The 14037-nt window shown below is 70.6% G+C and carries 10 protein-coding genes and 1 pseudogene; 4 read left to right on the forward strand and 7 right to left on the reverse strand.

The window, feature by feature from the left end; all coding sequences use genetic code 11:
• The 6 genes and pseudogenes from ABZ738_RS27705 to sigK all read right to left on the reverse strand — a co-directional run bounded on the left by ABZ738_RS27705 (window position 1) and on the right by sigK (window position 5463).
• Window positions 1–936, reverse strand: coding sequence for a glycosyltransferase family 2 protein (locus tag ABZ738_RS27705; protein ID WP_357217905.1), 936 nt, complete (start codon window positions 934–936; stop codon window positions 1–3).
• A gap of 490 nt (window positions 937–1426) precedes the next feature.
• A pseudogene (locus tag ABZ738_RS27710) lies at window positions 1427–1722 on the reverse strand (IS3 family transposase); the annotation flags it as partial.
• Window positions 1723–1760: 38 nt separating this feature from the next.
• Complete coding sequence (locus ABZ738_RS27715) at window positions 1761–3254, reverse strand: molybdopterin-dependent oxidoreductase (protein ID WP_357217908.1); 1494 nt, start codon at window positions 3252–3254, stop codon at window positions 1761–1763.
• A gap of 95 nt (window positions 3255–3349) precedes the next feature.
• A complete protein-coding gene (locus ABZ738_RS27720) occupies window positions 3350–3979 on the reverse strand; it encodes a fasciclin domain-containing protein (protein WP_357217911.1) in 630 nt (209 codons plus the stop codon).
• Window positions 3980–4111: 132 nt separating this feature from the next.
• Window positions 4112–4846, reverse strand: a complete 735-nt coding sequence (locus tag ABZ738_RS27725; RefSeq protein ID WP_357217914.1) for an anti-sigma factor — start codon at window positions 4844–4846, stop codon at window positions 4112–4114.
• Window positions 4843–5463: an ECF RNA polymerase sigma factor SigK gene (gene sigK, locus ABZ738_RS27730; RefSeq protein WP_357217917.1), complete on the reverse strand. Its 621-nt coding sequence runs from the start codon at window positions 5461–5463 to the stop codon at window positions 4843–4845. Before sigK ends, ABZ738_RS27725 begins: the two co-directional genes overlap by 4 nt.
• Before the next feature lie 190 nt (window positions 5464–5653).
• On the opposite strand from sigK, the gene ABZ738_RS27735 reads away from it, so the two are divergent.
• The 3 genes from ABZ738_RS27735 (at window position 5654) to ABZ738_RS27745 (ending at window position 9006) form a co-directional block, all read left to right on the forward strand.
• Entirely contained in the window at window positions 5654–7429 is a 1776-nt protein-coding gene (locus tag ABZ738_RS27735; RefSeq protein WP_357217920.1) for a serine/threonine-protein kinase, read from the forward strand.
• Window positions 7430–7533: 104 nt separating this feature from the next.
• A complete protein-coding gene (locus ABZ738_RS27740) occupies window positions 7534–8325 on the forward strand; it encodes a hypothetical protein (protein ID WP_357217923.1) in 792 nt (263 codons plus the stop codon).
• 12 nt (window positions 8326–8337) lie between these two features.
• Window positions 8338–9006, forward strand: a complete 669-nt coding sequence (locus tag ABZ738_RS27745) for a class F sortase (RefSeq protein WP_131053520.1) — start codon at window positions 8338–8340, stop codon at window positions 9004–9006.
• A gap of 184 nt (window positions 9007–9190) precedes the next feature.
• Here the strand turns inward: ABZ738_RS27745 and ABZ738_RS27750 are convergent, their stop codons facing one another.
• Complete coding sequence (locus ABZ738_RS27750; protein WP_357217927.1) at window positions 9191–12922, reverse strand: RICIN domain-containing protein; 3732 nt, start codon at window positions 12920–12922, stop codon at window positions 9191–9193.
• Window positions 12923–13262: 340 nt separating this feature from the next.
• On the opposite strand from ABZ738_RS27750, the gene ABZ738_RS27755 reads away from it, so the two are divergent.
• Complete coding sequence (locus ABZ738_RS27755) at window positions 13263–13940, forward strand: hypothetical protein (RefSeq protein WP_131052948.1); 678 nt, start codon at window positions 13263–13265, stop codon at window positions 13938–13940.
• The last annotated feature ends 97 nt before the right edge of the window (window positions 13941–14037 follow it).

Raw genomic sequence — 14037 nt, forward strand, 5'->3', positions numbered from 1 at the left:
TCAGCGCACCTCCTCGGTCCAGGTGTCCTGGCCGCCGTGGTCGCGCTGGCCGAGGGGGGCGGTACCGGCGTGGTGCAGGGTCGCCGCCACGGGTGTCGGGGCGGGCCGGGGGAGGGACACGCGGACTTGTCTCGTGGCGGGTGCGGCGGGACCGGAGGCGGCGTGCGCGGCATGGTTGGCGAGGCCGGAGTCCTGGTGGCGTCCGCGCCGGGCGCGGCGGAACTCGCTGAGGATCGTGCGGAGCACGCGGGAGCCGTCGCGGAACGTGTGGAGGTTACTCTCGCCATGGATCCGCAGGTACTCGATGCTCGGCACCTCACGTACCTGGTAGCCGGCGGCGGCCATCCGGATGTTGATCAGGGTCTCGATCTCGAACCCGTCGCCCCAGAGCTTGCCTTTGGGCGGTGGCGTCGACGCCGGGTGGGGCAGCTCCATGGCCGGGACCAGATCCCGCCAGAAGGCGTTGTAGCCGTAGCAGAGGTCGGTGAAGCGGGTGCCGAAGAGGGCGTTGACGATGCCGTTCAGCGCACGGTTCCCCCAGCGGCGCAGCGGGGTGATGTCGTCGCTTCCGCCGCCGTGCCGGAAGCGGGTTCCCTTAGCGAAATCGGCACCGGACACCAGAGCCTCGACGAAGCTGGGGATCTCCTGCGGGTCGGTCGAACCATCCGCGTCGATCATGACCACGATGTCGCCGGTGGCCGCAGCGAAGCCGCAGGCGAGCGCGTTGCCCTTGCCGGTACGGGTCTGCTCGATCACCCGCACGGAGGGCCAGAGCTCGCGGGCCACATCGGCGGTGCCGTCGACCGAGCCGCCGTCGACCAGGATCACCTCGGCGACGCCGTGGGGCAGACGCGCGAAGACGTGCGGCAGGTTCCGGGCCTCGTTGCGGGCCGGGATCACCACGGACAGCGAGGGATACCGGTCGTACGAGGGCATCGGGTGACGGTCAGGGGCGAACGTGGACATCGCAACAGGTCCCTTCCGGCAGGTCAGCCGTCTGTCGGTGGGCGGAGGACCGCGTCGTCCGGGCCCGTGGTCGTCACGGCTCTTCAACGGCCAGTCACGGTGGATATTTCGCCAATGTCCGGCAAACCGACGGAGCTGAATGCCCTGTGTCCCGTCCGTCACGTGCGCACCACAAATACGCCCGAAACCTCACATAATCTCCACGGTGAGGAAACTCACTATGGCCGAATGCCGGGGACGCGGCGAAGGCCGCCTGCTACCCAGAACTGCCGGAGCCCACGCACGCACTCACCACGGCGCCGTGTCGACAATCCCGGGTCAGGATCGCCGGCACGGCGCCGTGGTGAGTGCGGACGAGCCCGTCCGCGCGCAGCTGGTCTCGGACGGGCTCACGGAGGTCCTCCCGCTACTTTCCGTAGGCTTTCGCGGTCCAGCCGAGCGAGCCGAGGGAACCGCAGGTGTCGGTGATGCCGGTCAGCCACACCTGGTTCGGGGCGTCGGCGGTGAACCGGCGGTGCACGAGGTCGTCGTGCACCGGCGGTCCGGCCCGCCGCGTGAGCCCCTTACATGTGGCGAACACCGACCAGATGCGCTGCTGTGAGCGCAGCCGCGCGACCCGGTTCGGGCCGGCGGTGATGCCGTGGGCGGGGAGTTCACCGACCAGCGGGTACATCATTTTGGGGAGATATCCCGGGCGAAGAACGCCGCCGCCCGACGCAGGATCTCGTTCTCCTGCTCCAGAAGCTTGTTGCGCCTGCGCAACTTCCGCAGCTCAGAGCCTGACTAGGTGGGTTTCAGGTAATGGTGAGGGTGATGCTGTGCCAGCCTGTGGCGCCGTCGGGGTATGGCGTCCTGCGTTGTTCCGGCTGGGTGGTGCCGGTGCTGTCGGATGCGCGAACGCGGATGGTGTGGCTGCCGGGTGTGGCGTCCCAGCGGTACGCCCACTGCCGCCACAGATCTGGTGACGGTCCCGCGGCGAGGCGCGCGGTCTGCCACGGCCCGTCGTCGATCTGCACCTGCACGGCGGTGATACCGCGACGTTGGGCCCAGGCGACCCCGGCGATCATGACTGGTCCGGCGGGGCGTCGGGTGAAGGGTTTGGGGGTGTCGATGCGGGATGCGGTCTTGACCGGTGCGTCGGGTGCCCAGCCGCGTTCGACCCAGTAGGTGTCGAAGGCGTCGAACGTGGTGACGGTCATCGCGGTGAGCCATTTGCAGGCGCCGACGTAGCCGTAGAGGCCGGGGACGAGCATGCGTACCGGGAATCCGTTGTCCAGGGGGAGAGGTTCGCCGTTCATGGCGACGGCGAGCATGGCGTCGCGGCCGTCGAGGATCGCCGCGAGTGGGGTACCGATGGTCATGCCGTCGACGGCCCGGCTGACGAGTTGGTTCTGGCCGGGTCGGATGCCGGCCTCCCGGAGCAGGGGAGCCAGTGGCACCCCGCTCCAGCGGGCGGTGCCGATGTAGGGGCCACCGACTTCGTTGGACACGCAGTTGAGGGTCAGGTCGCGTTCCATCAGGCCCCGGGCCAGTAGCTCGTCGAAACGCCACGTTCGGGGTCGGTCGACGGCGCCCTCCAGGGTCAACCGCCAGCGGTCGACGTCGACCTGCGGGACGGTGAGGGCCGTGTCGACGCGGTAGAAGTCCCGGTTCGCCGTGATGAACGGTGCCACGCCGTCCACTCCGGCGGACGTGTCGGCGGGCAGCGTCGCCGCGGGTTGCATCGGGGCGGGAAGGACGACGGTGGCGCGGGAGCGGCTGCCGGCGGCGTTGCGGGCGGCGAGCGTCGTCCCGGCGGTGGCCGCACCGGCCGCGGTCGCGGTGGTGCCGGCGGCGGTGACGAGGAACTGACGGCGGTTGAGTAGTCGGGGCCGTCCAGCGGTGCCGGGAGAGTTGGTCGTGGCGGTGCGGAGCAGCAACAGCATCGCGGCGGCGCCGACGGCCGCGCCGCCGAGTGTCGGCAGGGTGTCCAGTGCGGTGGCGGTGGGGCGGGTGAGGATCGCGGTGACGCCGATGCCGCTGAACGCGGCCAGTCCGAGTAGGCCGTAGCGGCGCCTCTGGAACGCCGCCACCCCGATCGCCGCTGCCGCAGCGGTCAGCACGGCGTAGACACCGGTCAGAAGGACGAGCTTGTCGGCAGTGCCGAAGGTGCGGATCGCCCACGCCTTCACGGGTTGGGGGGCGGCGTCGATGGCGGTGGCGCCGACGGCCAGCACCGGATCGGAGGCCGGGCCGAGGAACGCGGCGAACAGCCGGGCGACGCCCAGTGCGATGGCGGCGCTCAGCACGCCGACCAGGACGGCGCGTGGACGCCACCGGTGGGGTCTGGGGCGTGGCCCCGACCGGCGGTCTGCCGGCCGGGGCGCGGTCGGTGTGGACATCGTCAGCTCGTGGGCATCAGGACGGTGTCGACGATGTACACGGTGGCGTTGGCGGTGGAGACGTTGCCGCAGACCACCATCGAGGTGTCGTTGACGGTGAACGAGGTGCCGCTGCCGGTCACCGTGAGCTCGTCACCCTGCAGGGTCTCGTGTGTGCCGGCGATGGTGTCCGGGGACAGTTGGCCTTCCACCACGTGGTACGTCAGCACGTCCTTCAGGGTGGCGTCGTCGGCGAGGACCTTGTCCAGGTCCGCCTTGGGGATCTTGCCGAACGCGTCGTTGGTCGGTGCGAACACCGTGATGCCCTGCGCGCTGTTGAGCGAGTCGACCAGGTTGGCCTTGTCCACGGCGGTCACCAGCGTCGACAGCAGAGGGTTGCCCGAGGCGGCGGTTGCGACCGGCACCTTGGCCATGGCCTCGAAGCTGCCCGGGTCCGCCGTGTCGGTGGGCACGGCGGCGCAGCCGGGACCGAACTGGGCCGCCGCCGCCGACGGCGACGCCATGGGGGCACTGGCCGACATGCTCGGGGCGGTGCCGGTGTCAGCGGTGTCGGTACTGCTGTCGCCGTTACCGCAAGCGGACAGGGCAAGAACGGCGATCGCGCCGGCGGCGACGAACGTACGCCGAGACATGTGAGCTCCTTGCATCCGGGGTTGGTGGTGCGTTCACCGGTGCTTCGGAGCCCGACGCCGGGCGGATGGCCGCCGAACGCGAATTTCTTCGTGCCGACCCGTTCACGGTGTCTCAGACCAGTGCCGCCCCGCTCACCGCAGTGCCACCAGGACGACGACGTCAGTCGGTGCCGGCGAACCGGACGCGGGCTCGTTGGACACGCCGAACGCCGCGACGTCGGTCAGCGGGCCGACGAGGGTGGTCGTGGCCGTGTTTCCGGCGGGGAGCAGGCCGGCTGTACGCGGTGCTCCGGCCGACGGGATCAGCCACAGTTGATAGGCCCGGCCGACACCTGGATCGGGTAGTTCCCGCAGCACGGCGACTGCCTGGTCTCGCTGCGCGGACGACACCACGGTGGCGCTGCCGCCGCCGTCGACGGCCTCCTGGTGGACACGCGCGTCGCCGGCAGCGACCACCTCGGCGATCTGGCGGATGCGATCGTCGCCCGGCTGCTCCTGCCGATCGCGGTCGTCGACGACCGCCCACGTGACGACGCTCGCGCCGGTTGCTGCGACGGCGGCGATCGAGGCGGCGGCGACCCACTGCCGCCATCGCGGCGTCGAGGCGGTGCGGCGGCTCTCGGCGGTGGTGAGGCGTTCCTGGGGAGTTCGGGCCGCCTGCGCCAGGGTCCGCTCTCGGAGTCCTGCGGGCAGTGCCGTGTCGTCGGGTGTGTCGTCGGCGAGGCGGGCGGCGGTCTCCCGTAGTTCGGCCACTTCCAGGCGGCAGGTGTCGCAGGCGGTGAGGTGCCGCTCGAACCCGGCTCGTTCCACCTCGTCGACGGCATCGAGGGCGTACGCGCCGGCGAGGGTGTGGATGTCGCTGTTCATGCCCGCTCTCCCATCGTGACGCCGAGGCAGTCGCGCATCCGGATCAGTCCGTCCCGCATCCGTGTCTTCACCGTGGGTAGTGGCGTGTCCAGCCGTTCGGCGACCTCCCGGTAGGTGTAGCCGCCGTAGTAGGCCAGCGTCACCGCCTCGCGCTGCAGGTCGGTCAACCGCCCCAGGCAGCGGCGGACCTGCTCCCGATCCAGCCGGGCGCTGACCGCCTCGGCCACCTGGTCGTGCGGCACCTCCACGTCCGTCGCCGCGACACGTTGCGTCCGGTCGGCCAGCGCCTGCTCCGAACGGACCCGGTCCACCGCACGCCGGTGCGCCAGCGTCAGCACCCAGGCGAGACCGGAACCACGATCGGCGTCGAAACGGGCCGCGGTACGCCACACCTGCACCATGACCTCCTGCGCGACCTCCTCGGCGAGCTGCGGGTCACGCAACACCCGCCGGGCCAGGCCGAGAACCTTGCCGGTGACGGCGTCGAACAAGCCGGCGAATGCCTCCTCGTCGCCACGACCCACCCGCTGCAACAGCTCCTCCACGCTCGGTGGTGGTGGCGGAGTCACGTGCAGCGGTCGCCATCGACGAGCCCGCCCTTGGTCGGATTCCGCCATCTTCTGTCCCCTCTCCGTGCACGCATACCGCTCCCGTTCGGTTCGACGCGGGATGCCCGGTCGGATGGGTCGCCACCACCTGCCGCACCGCCGGTCGCGGCAGGGTCACTATCCGCCACATCTTTCCTGATGGAGTCGACGTGACCTCGACACCCATCCGGCCAGCCGTCGGCTACGAAGACCTCTCGTGATGGAGGATGCGCAGCTTATCGGGCGGTATCGGCTGATCCGATGCATCAGCCAAGGTGTCGCGGGCCGGTTGTGGCTGGCACGGGACGAGTTGTTGGACCGCGACGTCGCGGTCAAACAGGTGCTGTTCCGTGTCGGTCTGACCGAGCGGGAGGGTGCGGAGCTGCGGGAGCGGACCCTGCGGGAGGCGCAGGCGGCGGCCCAGTTGGTGCACCCGAACGTGGTGTGGGTCTACGACGTCATCACGGTCGAGGACCAGCCGTGGATCGTGATGCAGCACGTTCCCTCGCGATCCCTGCATCGGGTGCTCACCGACGACGGGCCACTGCCGGTCGACGCGGTGGCGCGGATCGGGATCGAGTTGGTGGGGGCGCTGGGCGCCGCGCATCGAGCGGGGGTGCTGCACCGCGACGTCACCCCCCGCACCGTGCTCATCGCCACCGACGGGCGGGCCCTGCTGGGAGGCTTCGGGTCCGCGGTGATCGAGGGCGTGGCGGCGGTCAGCCAGTCGTGGGGCATCACCACCTCACCGCAGTACGTGGCCCCGGAGCGGGTCCGCGACGGCGTCTCCTCGCCGGGGGCGGACCTGTGGGCGCTCGGTGCGACCCTGTACGCCGCCGTGGAGGGCCGCCCGCCCTACAGCCGCCCCGGGCTGGTGCAGACGTTGATGGCGCTGGCCACCGACCCGCCGGACCGGATGCAGCGCGCCGGCCCGCTCGCACGGATCATCGAGGGACTGCTCGAACGGGACGTACGCCAGCGGATGGGTGCCGCCGAGGTGACCCGCAGGTTGCGGAAGATCACCGGGCCGGTGCTGGCGTCGTCGTACCCGCACGCGCGACGCGTCGCACCCGCCGATGACCCCAGCCCTCAGCCGGGACTGCCGGACGCCGCCCACGACACGACCCGCGCACTGCCCACCACCTGGCCGGACGCCCGCACCCGGGTGCTTCCCGCCACCAGGTCCGGCGACACGACGCAGGTGCTACCCGACAGCGGCACTCCGGCCGACCGGAACACACCGACGGCGCGGCTGCGGGCACTCGCCACGGCCGACGGCCGGACGGGCCTGCGCAGCGCGCTGACCCTCGTGGTCGCGGTCGCCGCCCTGGCAGCGGGTGGCGGCCTGGCCGTGGTCGGCGCGCAGCGCACCCTCGACGGCCTTCACAGTGCCGTCACCGGAACCGGCGGCGGCACACCCGCCGACGACGGCGGGCAGGCCCCGGTCGGCGCCACGGCGAGCACGATACCCGCGGCACCGTGTCTGGCCCCAGCTCAGGAACCACCTCGCATGGTGTCCGAGGACGCGTCCGCACGCGGCGACCGTGCCGTGCCGCCGGACTGGTCGTGGCACGCCGACGATGAGGGCTTCGGCATCGCGGTACCCCCGGGGTGGCTCCGCTTCACCGATGGTGACGTCGTCTGCCTCCAGGATCCACACCAGGATCGACTGCTGGCCGTGGATCTCCAGGTGCAGAGACGGACGATCCCGAGCGACCACTGGAGCGCCGAGGCCGACCGCCTGACCGAGGCCGGCGCGCTGCCCGGCTACACGAGGATCAGCATCGGCCCGCTGATCCGGCCCGGCGGCGCCGCCGAGTGGGAGTACGCCTGGGACGGACCGGACGGCGAACGGCGGCACGCCCGTCGACTGCTGGTCAACGGCACCAGCCCGGGGAAGGCGTACGCACTGACCTGGGTGACCCCAGACGCCACCTGGACCGACAGCGAATCCGTCTACCGCGTCCTGTCCGGCAGCTTCCGTCGCAGCGCGTGAGCGATTTGTGCGTGCCGGACCCATCCGGCTCGGCCGCCGCACCGAACACCCGACGACGACACCCGGGCGCCGCGGCCGGGTCCACCTGATAGGAGAGACCTTTCGTGAGACTGACCCGTAGCCTGCTCGCCCTGCCCGCAGTGGCGCTGATCCTCGCCTTCCCCGGGACGGCGTATGCCGACGAGAGCGTCCAGGTGAAGCTGCTGGACCTCAACGAGACCGGCGCCACCGGCACCGCCACGCTGACCGCCACCAGCGGCGGCGACCTGAAGGTGCAGATCAGATCGCAGGGCATGACACCGAACTCGCCACACGCGCAGCACATCCACGGCGCGGCCAAAGGCATGGACTTCCACTGCCCCGACAAGTCCGCCGACGCCGACGGCAACGGATACGTCAGCACCGAGGAGGGCCTGAAGATGTACGGCGACATCTTCATCTCCCTCACCACCACCGGAGACACGACCAAGGCCAGCGGCCTGGCCGTGGACCGCATGCCCACCGCCGACGCCGACGGCAACCTGACCTACGAACGCACCATCCCGGCGGCGGAACTGCCCGCCGGCACCATCGAGCACCTCAAGGACCTGCACATCGTGCAGCACGGCATCGACGCCAACGGCAACGGCAAGTACGACATGGAAGCCCTCGGTGAATCGACCTTCGCCAAATCGGTCGGAGTCAACGGCATCCCGGCCGAAGCCACCGACCCGGCCACCTGCGGCATGGTCAGCGGCGCCGCCGCCGGTTCCGTCCCCGCCGGCGGTGTCGCCACCGGCGACGGCAGCACCGGCATCAGCTCCGGAGCCCTCAGCCTGTATGCGATCGGCGGTCTGGCGCTGCTCGGTGTGGCCGGCCTGGCCGTGACGCGTCGCCGCCTGGCGCGGCAGAACTGACCGGAACGCACGATGACCATCACCCGGCTCGCCACGCGTGGCGGTGACCGCCGGAGGCGTACGCTCCCGGCGGTCACCGCCATCCTCACCGCGATAGCCACCATCAGCGCCGGGGCTTGCTCGTCCGGCGACGTACCCACCGGCGCCCCGCCGCCGCCGAAGGCCGACGCCGCCGCCTCATCCGGCGGCCAACGCGACGAACTCACCACCGGTCCACTGATGCCCAGCTCACCGCCAACCCGGGTATCCATCCCGTCGCTGAAGGTCAGCGCCCCGACCGTGCCGCTCGGACTGCAACCCGACGGCACCATGCAGGTGCCCGACACCGCCACCGACGTCGGCTGGTACACCAAGGCACCCACACCCGGCGCCCTCGGGCCCGCCGTCCTCGCCGGCCACGTCAACTGGAAGGGCCACGACGGCAGCTTCCACGACCTCGCCGCACTCGCGCCGGGCGCCACCCTTACCGTCGACCGCGAAGACGGCAGCCGGGCCACGTTCACCGTCACCAAAACCGAACGGCACCCCAAGGACACTTTCCCCACCGAAGCGGTCTACGGCCCCGTGGACCACGCCGCACTGCGGCTGATCACCTGCGGCGGCCCATTCGACACCGCACGCGACAGCTACCGCGACAACATCATCGTCTACGCCACACTTACACACGCCCAGCCCGCATAGCCACGCCAACCAGCCGATGACCCGCAGCCACGCTCTACCGGCTCTCCGTGGCCGCCCTGCGGGGGTACCCGGCTGTGGAACATCCCGCTGACCGGAACCTACGGCCGGCTGCGCACCGTGGAGTGCGGGCCGGACGAGCCCACCTCGGCCGGGTCCCTGTCGTGGGGGCCCGGCCGGGAGGGGATCAGCTGGTGGCCGCCTCCCAGACCCAGGTCTGGATCGGCCCCGGGCCGGAGGGGTCGACGGTGAGCTGCTGACCGTACCCGTGCTCGGTGAGGTACAGGTCGGTCGGCACCCCGTTGACCTCGGTCCGGTTGGCCAGGGTGAAGGAGGCCCCCTCCTGCCGCACGCACCACAGGTACTCGTCGGTGTCCGGGCGGAAGTCCTGCAGGGTCACCCCCGCCCCGAAGGTGGCGTTCCCGGTCGCCGAGGAGCTGAGGTACCGGCCCCCGTTGACCAGGTAGTAACAAGGGGTGTCCCCGGTGGACCCGGCGGGGATCCGGATGAACCGCTGGTTGGTGCCGTCGGTCTCCTGATACAGGATGATCGGGGTGTTGACGCTGGTGCTCTCCCCGGAGACGTCGGCGACCAGGTCGTGGGTGCCCTCCAGCGGGTAGTGGGTGATCTCCTGCAGGTCGGTCATCTCGGCCTCAGACTGGAGGAAGAAGCGTTGCCGGGCCGACCCGTCGGGATCCCGGCCGGCGAGCAGCCCCAGCTCCGGCACGACGGTCAGCAGTTGGTCGGTGACCCGGTTACGCAGGGTCCAGGTGCCGTCCTCCTGCGGATCGGGCCACCATAGTTGGTCCAGGGCCTCCTGGTGCCACTGGACCACCCAGCCGTCCCGGGCTCCCTCTGCCTGCCCCATCAGGCTGCCGGTCAGCAGGTTCATGATCTGGTAATACCCGGGGTGCTCTCCGCTGCGGATCAGGGACCACTTCTGCTGAAAGCCGCTGTGGTACGGGGAGTCCACCAGGAAGTGGCTGGTGCCGTTGTGGACGATGTCGACGACGTTGGTGGTGTCCGCGCTGCGCAGCAGGATCCCCTGCCCTGAGGGGGGCTCGGCCACCGGGGGTCGGGGCTCGGCGGCGGCCTGCAGCACCAGGTCGAACTGCACCGGCAGGTGGTCGGAGAGAACGATGTCGGTGCGCACCGTGCTGCCCGTGACCCGGGGCGCCGCCACCCCACGGGGTACCACCGCGTAGTCCAGCAGTGCGGTCGGGTTCGTGGAGGGGTGGGTCGCGGCTGCGGGGGTGTGCACCGCGAAGTGGGCGGCGTCCAGCACGGCGGCGAGGTTGTCCGGGTGTCGGTTGAAGTCCCCCATCGCCACCCAGTCCCGGGGGGTGTTGTTCGGCCCGGCGGTGAGCATCCGGACCCGGATGGCCTCCAGCAGCCCCGGCAGGTCGTTGCCCCCGGGGGACCAGCCGTGCAGGCTGAAGAAGACCGTCCCGCCGACGGTGACCCCCAGGGCGGGGCGACCTCCCAACGGGCTGGCCACCACGACGATCCCGGCCGGGTCGACCCGCTCCCGGGTGGCGATCGCCAGGTTCACCCGGCCCGCGGGTTCTGGGTTGGTGTCGGTCCACAGCCAGTAGAGGTATCCCCCGGGGCGACTGTTCGTGCCGCCGTACCGGTACTCCTCGACGTCGGGGGTGAAGAGGCCGTGTTGCGGGTCCTGGCGCACGAAGTCGAGCTGCGGGTGGTCGGCGAGGTGGTGGGCGCCCCCCGGAGGGCTGCCGGCCTCCTGCAACGCCACCACCTCCGCGTCGCGCAACAACCGCAGCAGTCCGCTGGTGTACTTGTTGTCATAGGAGCCGTCGGCGCGCGACCCCGCGCCCTGCATGTTCCAGGTGGCTGCCTTGTGGGCCTCGTCCTGCCGAGGGTCGAGCTGCCCGGCGTCGTGCAGGAACAGGGAGGGGCGGCGTCGGTCGGCCAGCTGGACCACCCCCTGACCGCCGGAGTAGTCCAGGGTCTCCCGGCCGGACCAGTCGGGGATGACCGCGCCGGACTGGGTCAGGTGCCGGAACCGGGCGGGGTGGGCCGGGTCCGAGCCGAACTGGTGCACCGCGTCGGCGGGCACCCCGGGGCTCTGCGCCGAGTAGGGGGTGTAGGGCGCGAAGGGACCCCCGGGGGTGGCCTGCTTGGTCAGGATGTTGCCGTGGAAGACGTTCTGCGGCCCGGTGGAGCCCGACCACTTGATCGCCTTCGGTCCGGCCCCCCACCAGATCGGGTACCAGGTGCCGTCGTCGAGTTCACCCCCTTCCCCGCCGCAGTTGGCGGTGCAACTGCCGGAGCGGTGTTCGTAGGGCACCCGCACGGTGTTGCCCTCGAAGAGGTTGTACCGTTCCCAGCCGCCGTGCAGGTTGAGGTCGGAGTCCAGGTCGTTGCGGAAGGCGACGTTCCGGCTGGCCGACCACTGGAAGGTGAAGTGCCGCAGGTTGCGGCTGGTGTTGTACGCGTACAGGGAGTCCCAGACCCGGCTGCCGCGCAGGTACCCGTTGCCGCCCTTGCCCTTGTTCCAGGCCCCGTCGAAGGTGTTCCCCTCGATGTGCAGGTTCCGGGCGACCTCGGTGACCAGGGGGTGGGAGCCGGTCATGGTGCCGTTGAGGCCCCGGGCCCAACTGTTGGCCGCCCACTTGAACAGGACGCCGTGCATGGCGTACTCCGGTGCCAGGTTGCCGTAGTTGTGCACCGCGTCGGCGGGGGAGAGGGCGTAGCTGCCGCCGCCGACCTTGGGCAGCCCGGTCATGTCCTGGGTGAAGGCGAAATCCTCGAACCCGACCCCCTCGACCACCTTCAGAGGGGTCACCTTGCTCTGGAAGGGGGTCTCGGTCAGCAGCGGGGCGGAGCCGTCGGAGACCGAGTCCACCGGCAGGTCGAACTCCAGGGGCCGGTCCAGGGTGATGGTCTTCGCACTGCCGGAGACACCGACGACCCGGAACATCTGCTGGCGCATGTGCAGGTTCTCGAACATGCTGCCGTGCTCGGCGTAGCTGAGCCCCTGCTCCTCGTAGAACTTGATGCTGTTGGCCGCTCCCACCCAGACGTGCCCGCCCAGGCTGAACTTGCCCATGTCGGCGTTGCTCACCAACTGGATCACGCTCTGCCCGGCCCGGGCGGAGAACCCGGGGTCGGCGGAGCGGGCGGCGACCCGGATCCCGGAGACCCAGTGCTGGTTGACCGAACCCTCGAAGAGGTCCTTGCGGTTGGCCGGGGCGGACTGCCACTCGTCGGCGTACCGGGTGGCCACCTCCCGGTTCTGCACCTTGAACAGGGCCCGGCCCGGCCAGATCCAGCCGCCCCGACCGGTGTCGTTGCCGCTGCCCCAGGTCATGGTGGTCGGTTCCCAGCGGCTGCCGTCGGAGCTGAGGGTGTCGTACCGGGTGTTGGTGTCCGGGCGGAACACCACCCGGGTGCCTCCGGTGCCGGAGCCCTGCCCCTTCAGCAGCAGGAAACTCGCGTCAACGGAGATCTGCCGGGAGACGTCGAGCCGGCCGGCGGGTAGCTCGATCAGAGAGAGCCGGTAGTGGCTGGCGGTGGGGGAGCAGTCCGAGCGGATCGTGTCGATGGCCTGTTGCAGGCCTGCGCTGTCGTCCACCCCGTCGTCGGGGACCACCCCGAACTGGCTGGCCAGTCGGGACGGTTCGATGCGGCAGGGGGCCGCCCCGGTGACGTATCCGGCGGACGGGACCTGGCCGCCCAGGTATCCGGCTCGGGACCAGTCGGGCAGCCCCTCCCCGGCGACGAACCGGTTGGCCACCCCCAGATCCGGCTGGCCGGGTAGGTCGGCCATCGCGGCCGAGGGCAACGTCCGGGCCGGGGGGCGGGCCCCGGCGGCGGAGGCCGGGGTTGCCACCCACGGCGGTACGAGCATCGCGACGGTCAGGACCGCGGCGAGCGTGGTGCGATCGATTGTCACGCATGAAGGATCGGGGAGTCGAGACCGGCTGTGAAGGTCCGACGACTATGGGTGATCCCACAGTCGGATCGGCGGCTCCCGCAACCCGTGCCCCCCGGGGGCTCGTCAGATCCAACCCGACCGTCGTCGCGGCGACGACGACCCTGGTGAACGGCCGCGTCCACCGGTGCAGGGGGCTGATCGTCGATGTCCAGCATCTGTCCAGCATCTGTCCAGTGGACAGTGGAACCTTCGTCAGCAATAGGGGAGAGGCCACCTCGAAAGGAGATCGGATGAGAATGCGTCTGATGGCCAACGTCGGTGTCGAGAACGGGCAATGTGGATTGGGGCGAGACGCGTGATGGCCACGACCTCATGGCAACGGCGCACGACCGTGCTGCTGGCGACAATGGTCACCGTGGCGGTGGGCTTCGCCTCGCCGGGCGTCGCCGCACCAGCGCCGGCGTCGGAGGCGACGAAGGTGACCGCTGGCAAGACGGAGATCAAGACGGCCACTGTCATCGAAGGAACCGCAGGTAAGGCGACGACCAAGACGGTACCCGACACCCGCAGCGGCATGTCCGCCGATCCGATCCAGGTGACGTGTCCTGTCTACAACTCGGCGTACGTGATCTTCTTCGACAACGGCGACGGGGTGTACGGCCCCGGCGACACGACGCTCGTGCACTGGCCGTTCACGGTGGAGTGGTGCTATCCGATCGACAACAACGCGACGACGCTGCCTGTCGTCTTCTACCAGGCCACCGAGGGCGCCGTCTGGATCAACCGCGCCTACCAGGTTTCGGTCGGTGGCGCATTGAACCGCAACACGACCCGCCGGTGGATACTGAACGGATTCGCCGAGGTCGTCACGACGCAGTTCAGCGGTCGGCAGTTCACGATCGCGCTGTGGCTGCCCGGACCGATCGGTAGCCCGGTCTACTACTACTTCCACCCGATCAACGAGCTGACAGTCGACGGCTTCGGAAACGCGGGCGGATGCGATCGCCAGGTCTATCCGAGTGGATGCCCGCTCTAAGGATGACGAGCCGGGGGCCGCGGTCATCGCGGCCCCCGGCTGCTTCGACGGTGTCCCCTGAGGACCGTCCCGCTCCCGCAGGGGCAGACAACGTCGC

Source organism: Micromonospora sp. NPDC047793 (assembly GCF_040642635.1).
Lineage (GTDB): Bacteria > Actinomycetota > Actinomycetes > Mycobacteriales > Micromonosporaceae > Micromonospora.

Bases quoted from the DNA above. Each gene is read 5' to 3' on its own strand.
- sigK (WP_357217917.1), bottom strand. From the start codon at position 5,463: ATGGCGGAATCCGACCAAGGGCGGGCTCGTCGATGGCGACCGCTGCAC.
- ABZ738_RS27745 (WP_131053520.1), top strand. From the start codon at position 8,338: ATGACCATCACCCGGCTCGCCACGCGTGGCGGTGACCGCCGGAGGCGT.
- ABZ738_RS27720 (WP_357217911.1), bottom strand. From the start codon at position 3,979: ATGTCTCGGCGTACGTTCGTCGCCGCCGGCGCGATCGCCGTTCTTGCC.
- ABZ738_RS27725 (WP_357217914.1), bottom strand. From the start codon at position 4,846: ATGAACAGCGACATCCACACCCTCGCCGGCGCGTACGCCCTCGATGCC.
- ABZ738_RS27735 (WP_357217920.1), top strand. From the start codon at position 5,654: ATGGAGGATGCGCAGCTTATCGGGCGGTATCGGCTGATCCGATGCATC.
- ABZ738_RS27705 (WP_357217905.1), bottom strand. From the start codon at position 936: ATGCCCTCGTACGACCGGTATCCCTCGCTGTCCGTGGTGATCCCGGCC.
- ABZ738_RS27755 (WP_131052948.1), top strand. From the start codon at position 13,263: ATGGCCACGACCTCATGGCAACGGCGCACGACCGTGCTGCTGGCGACA.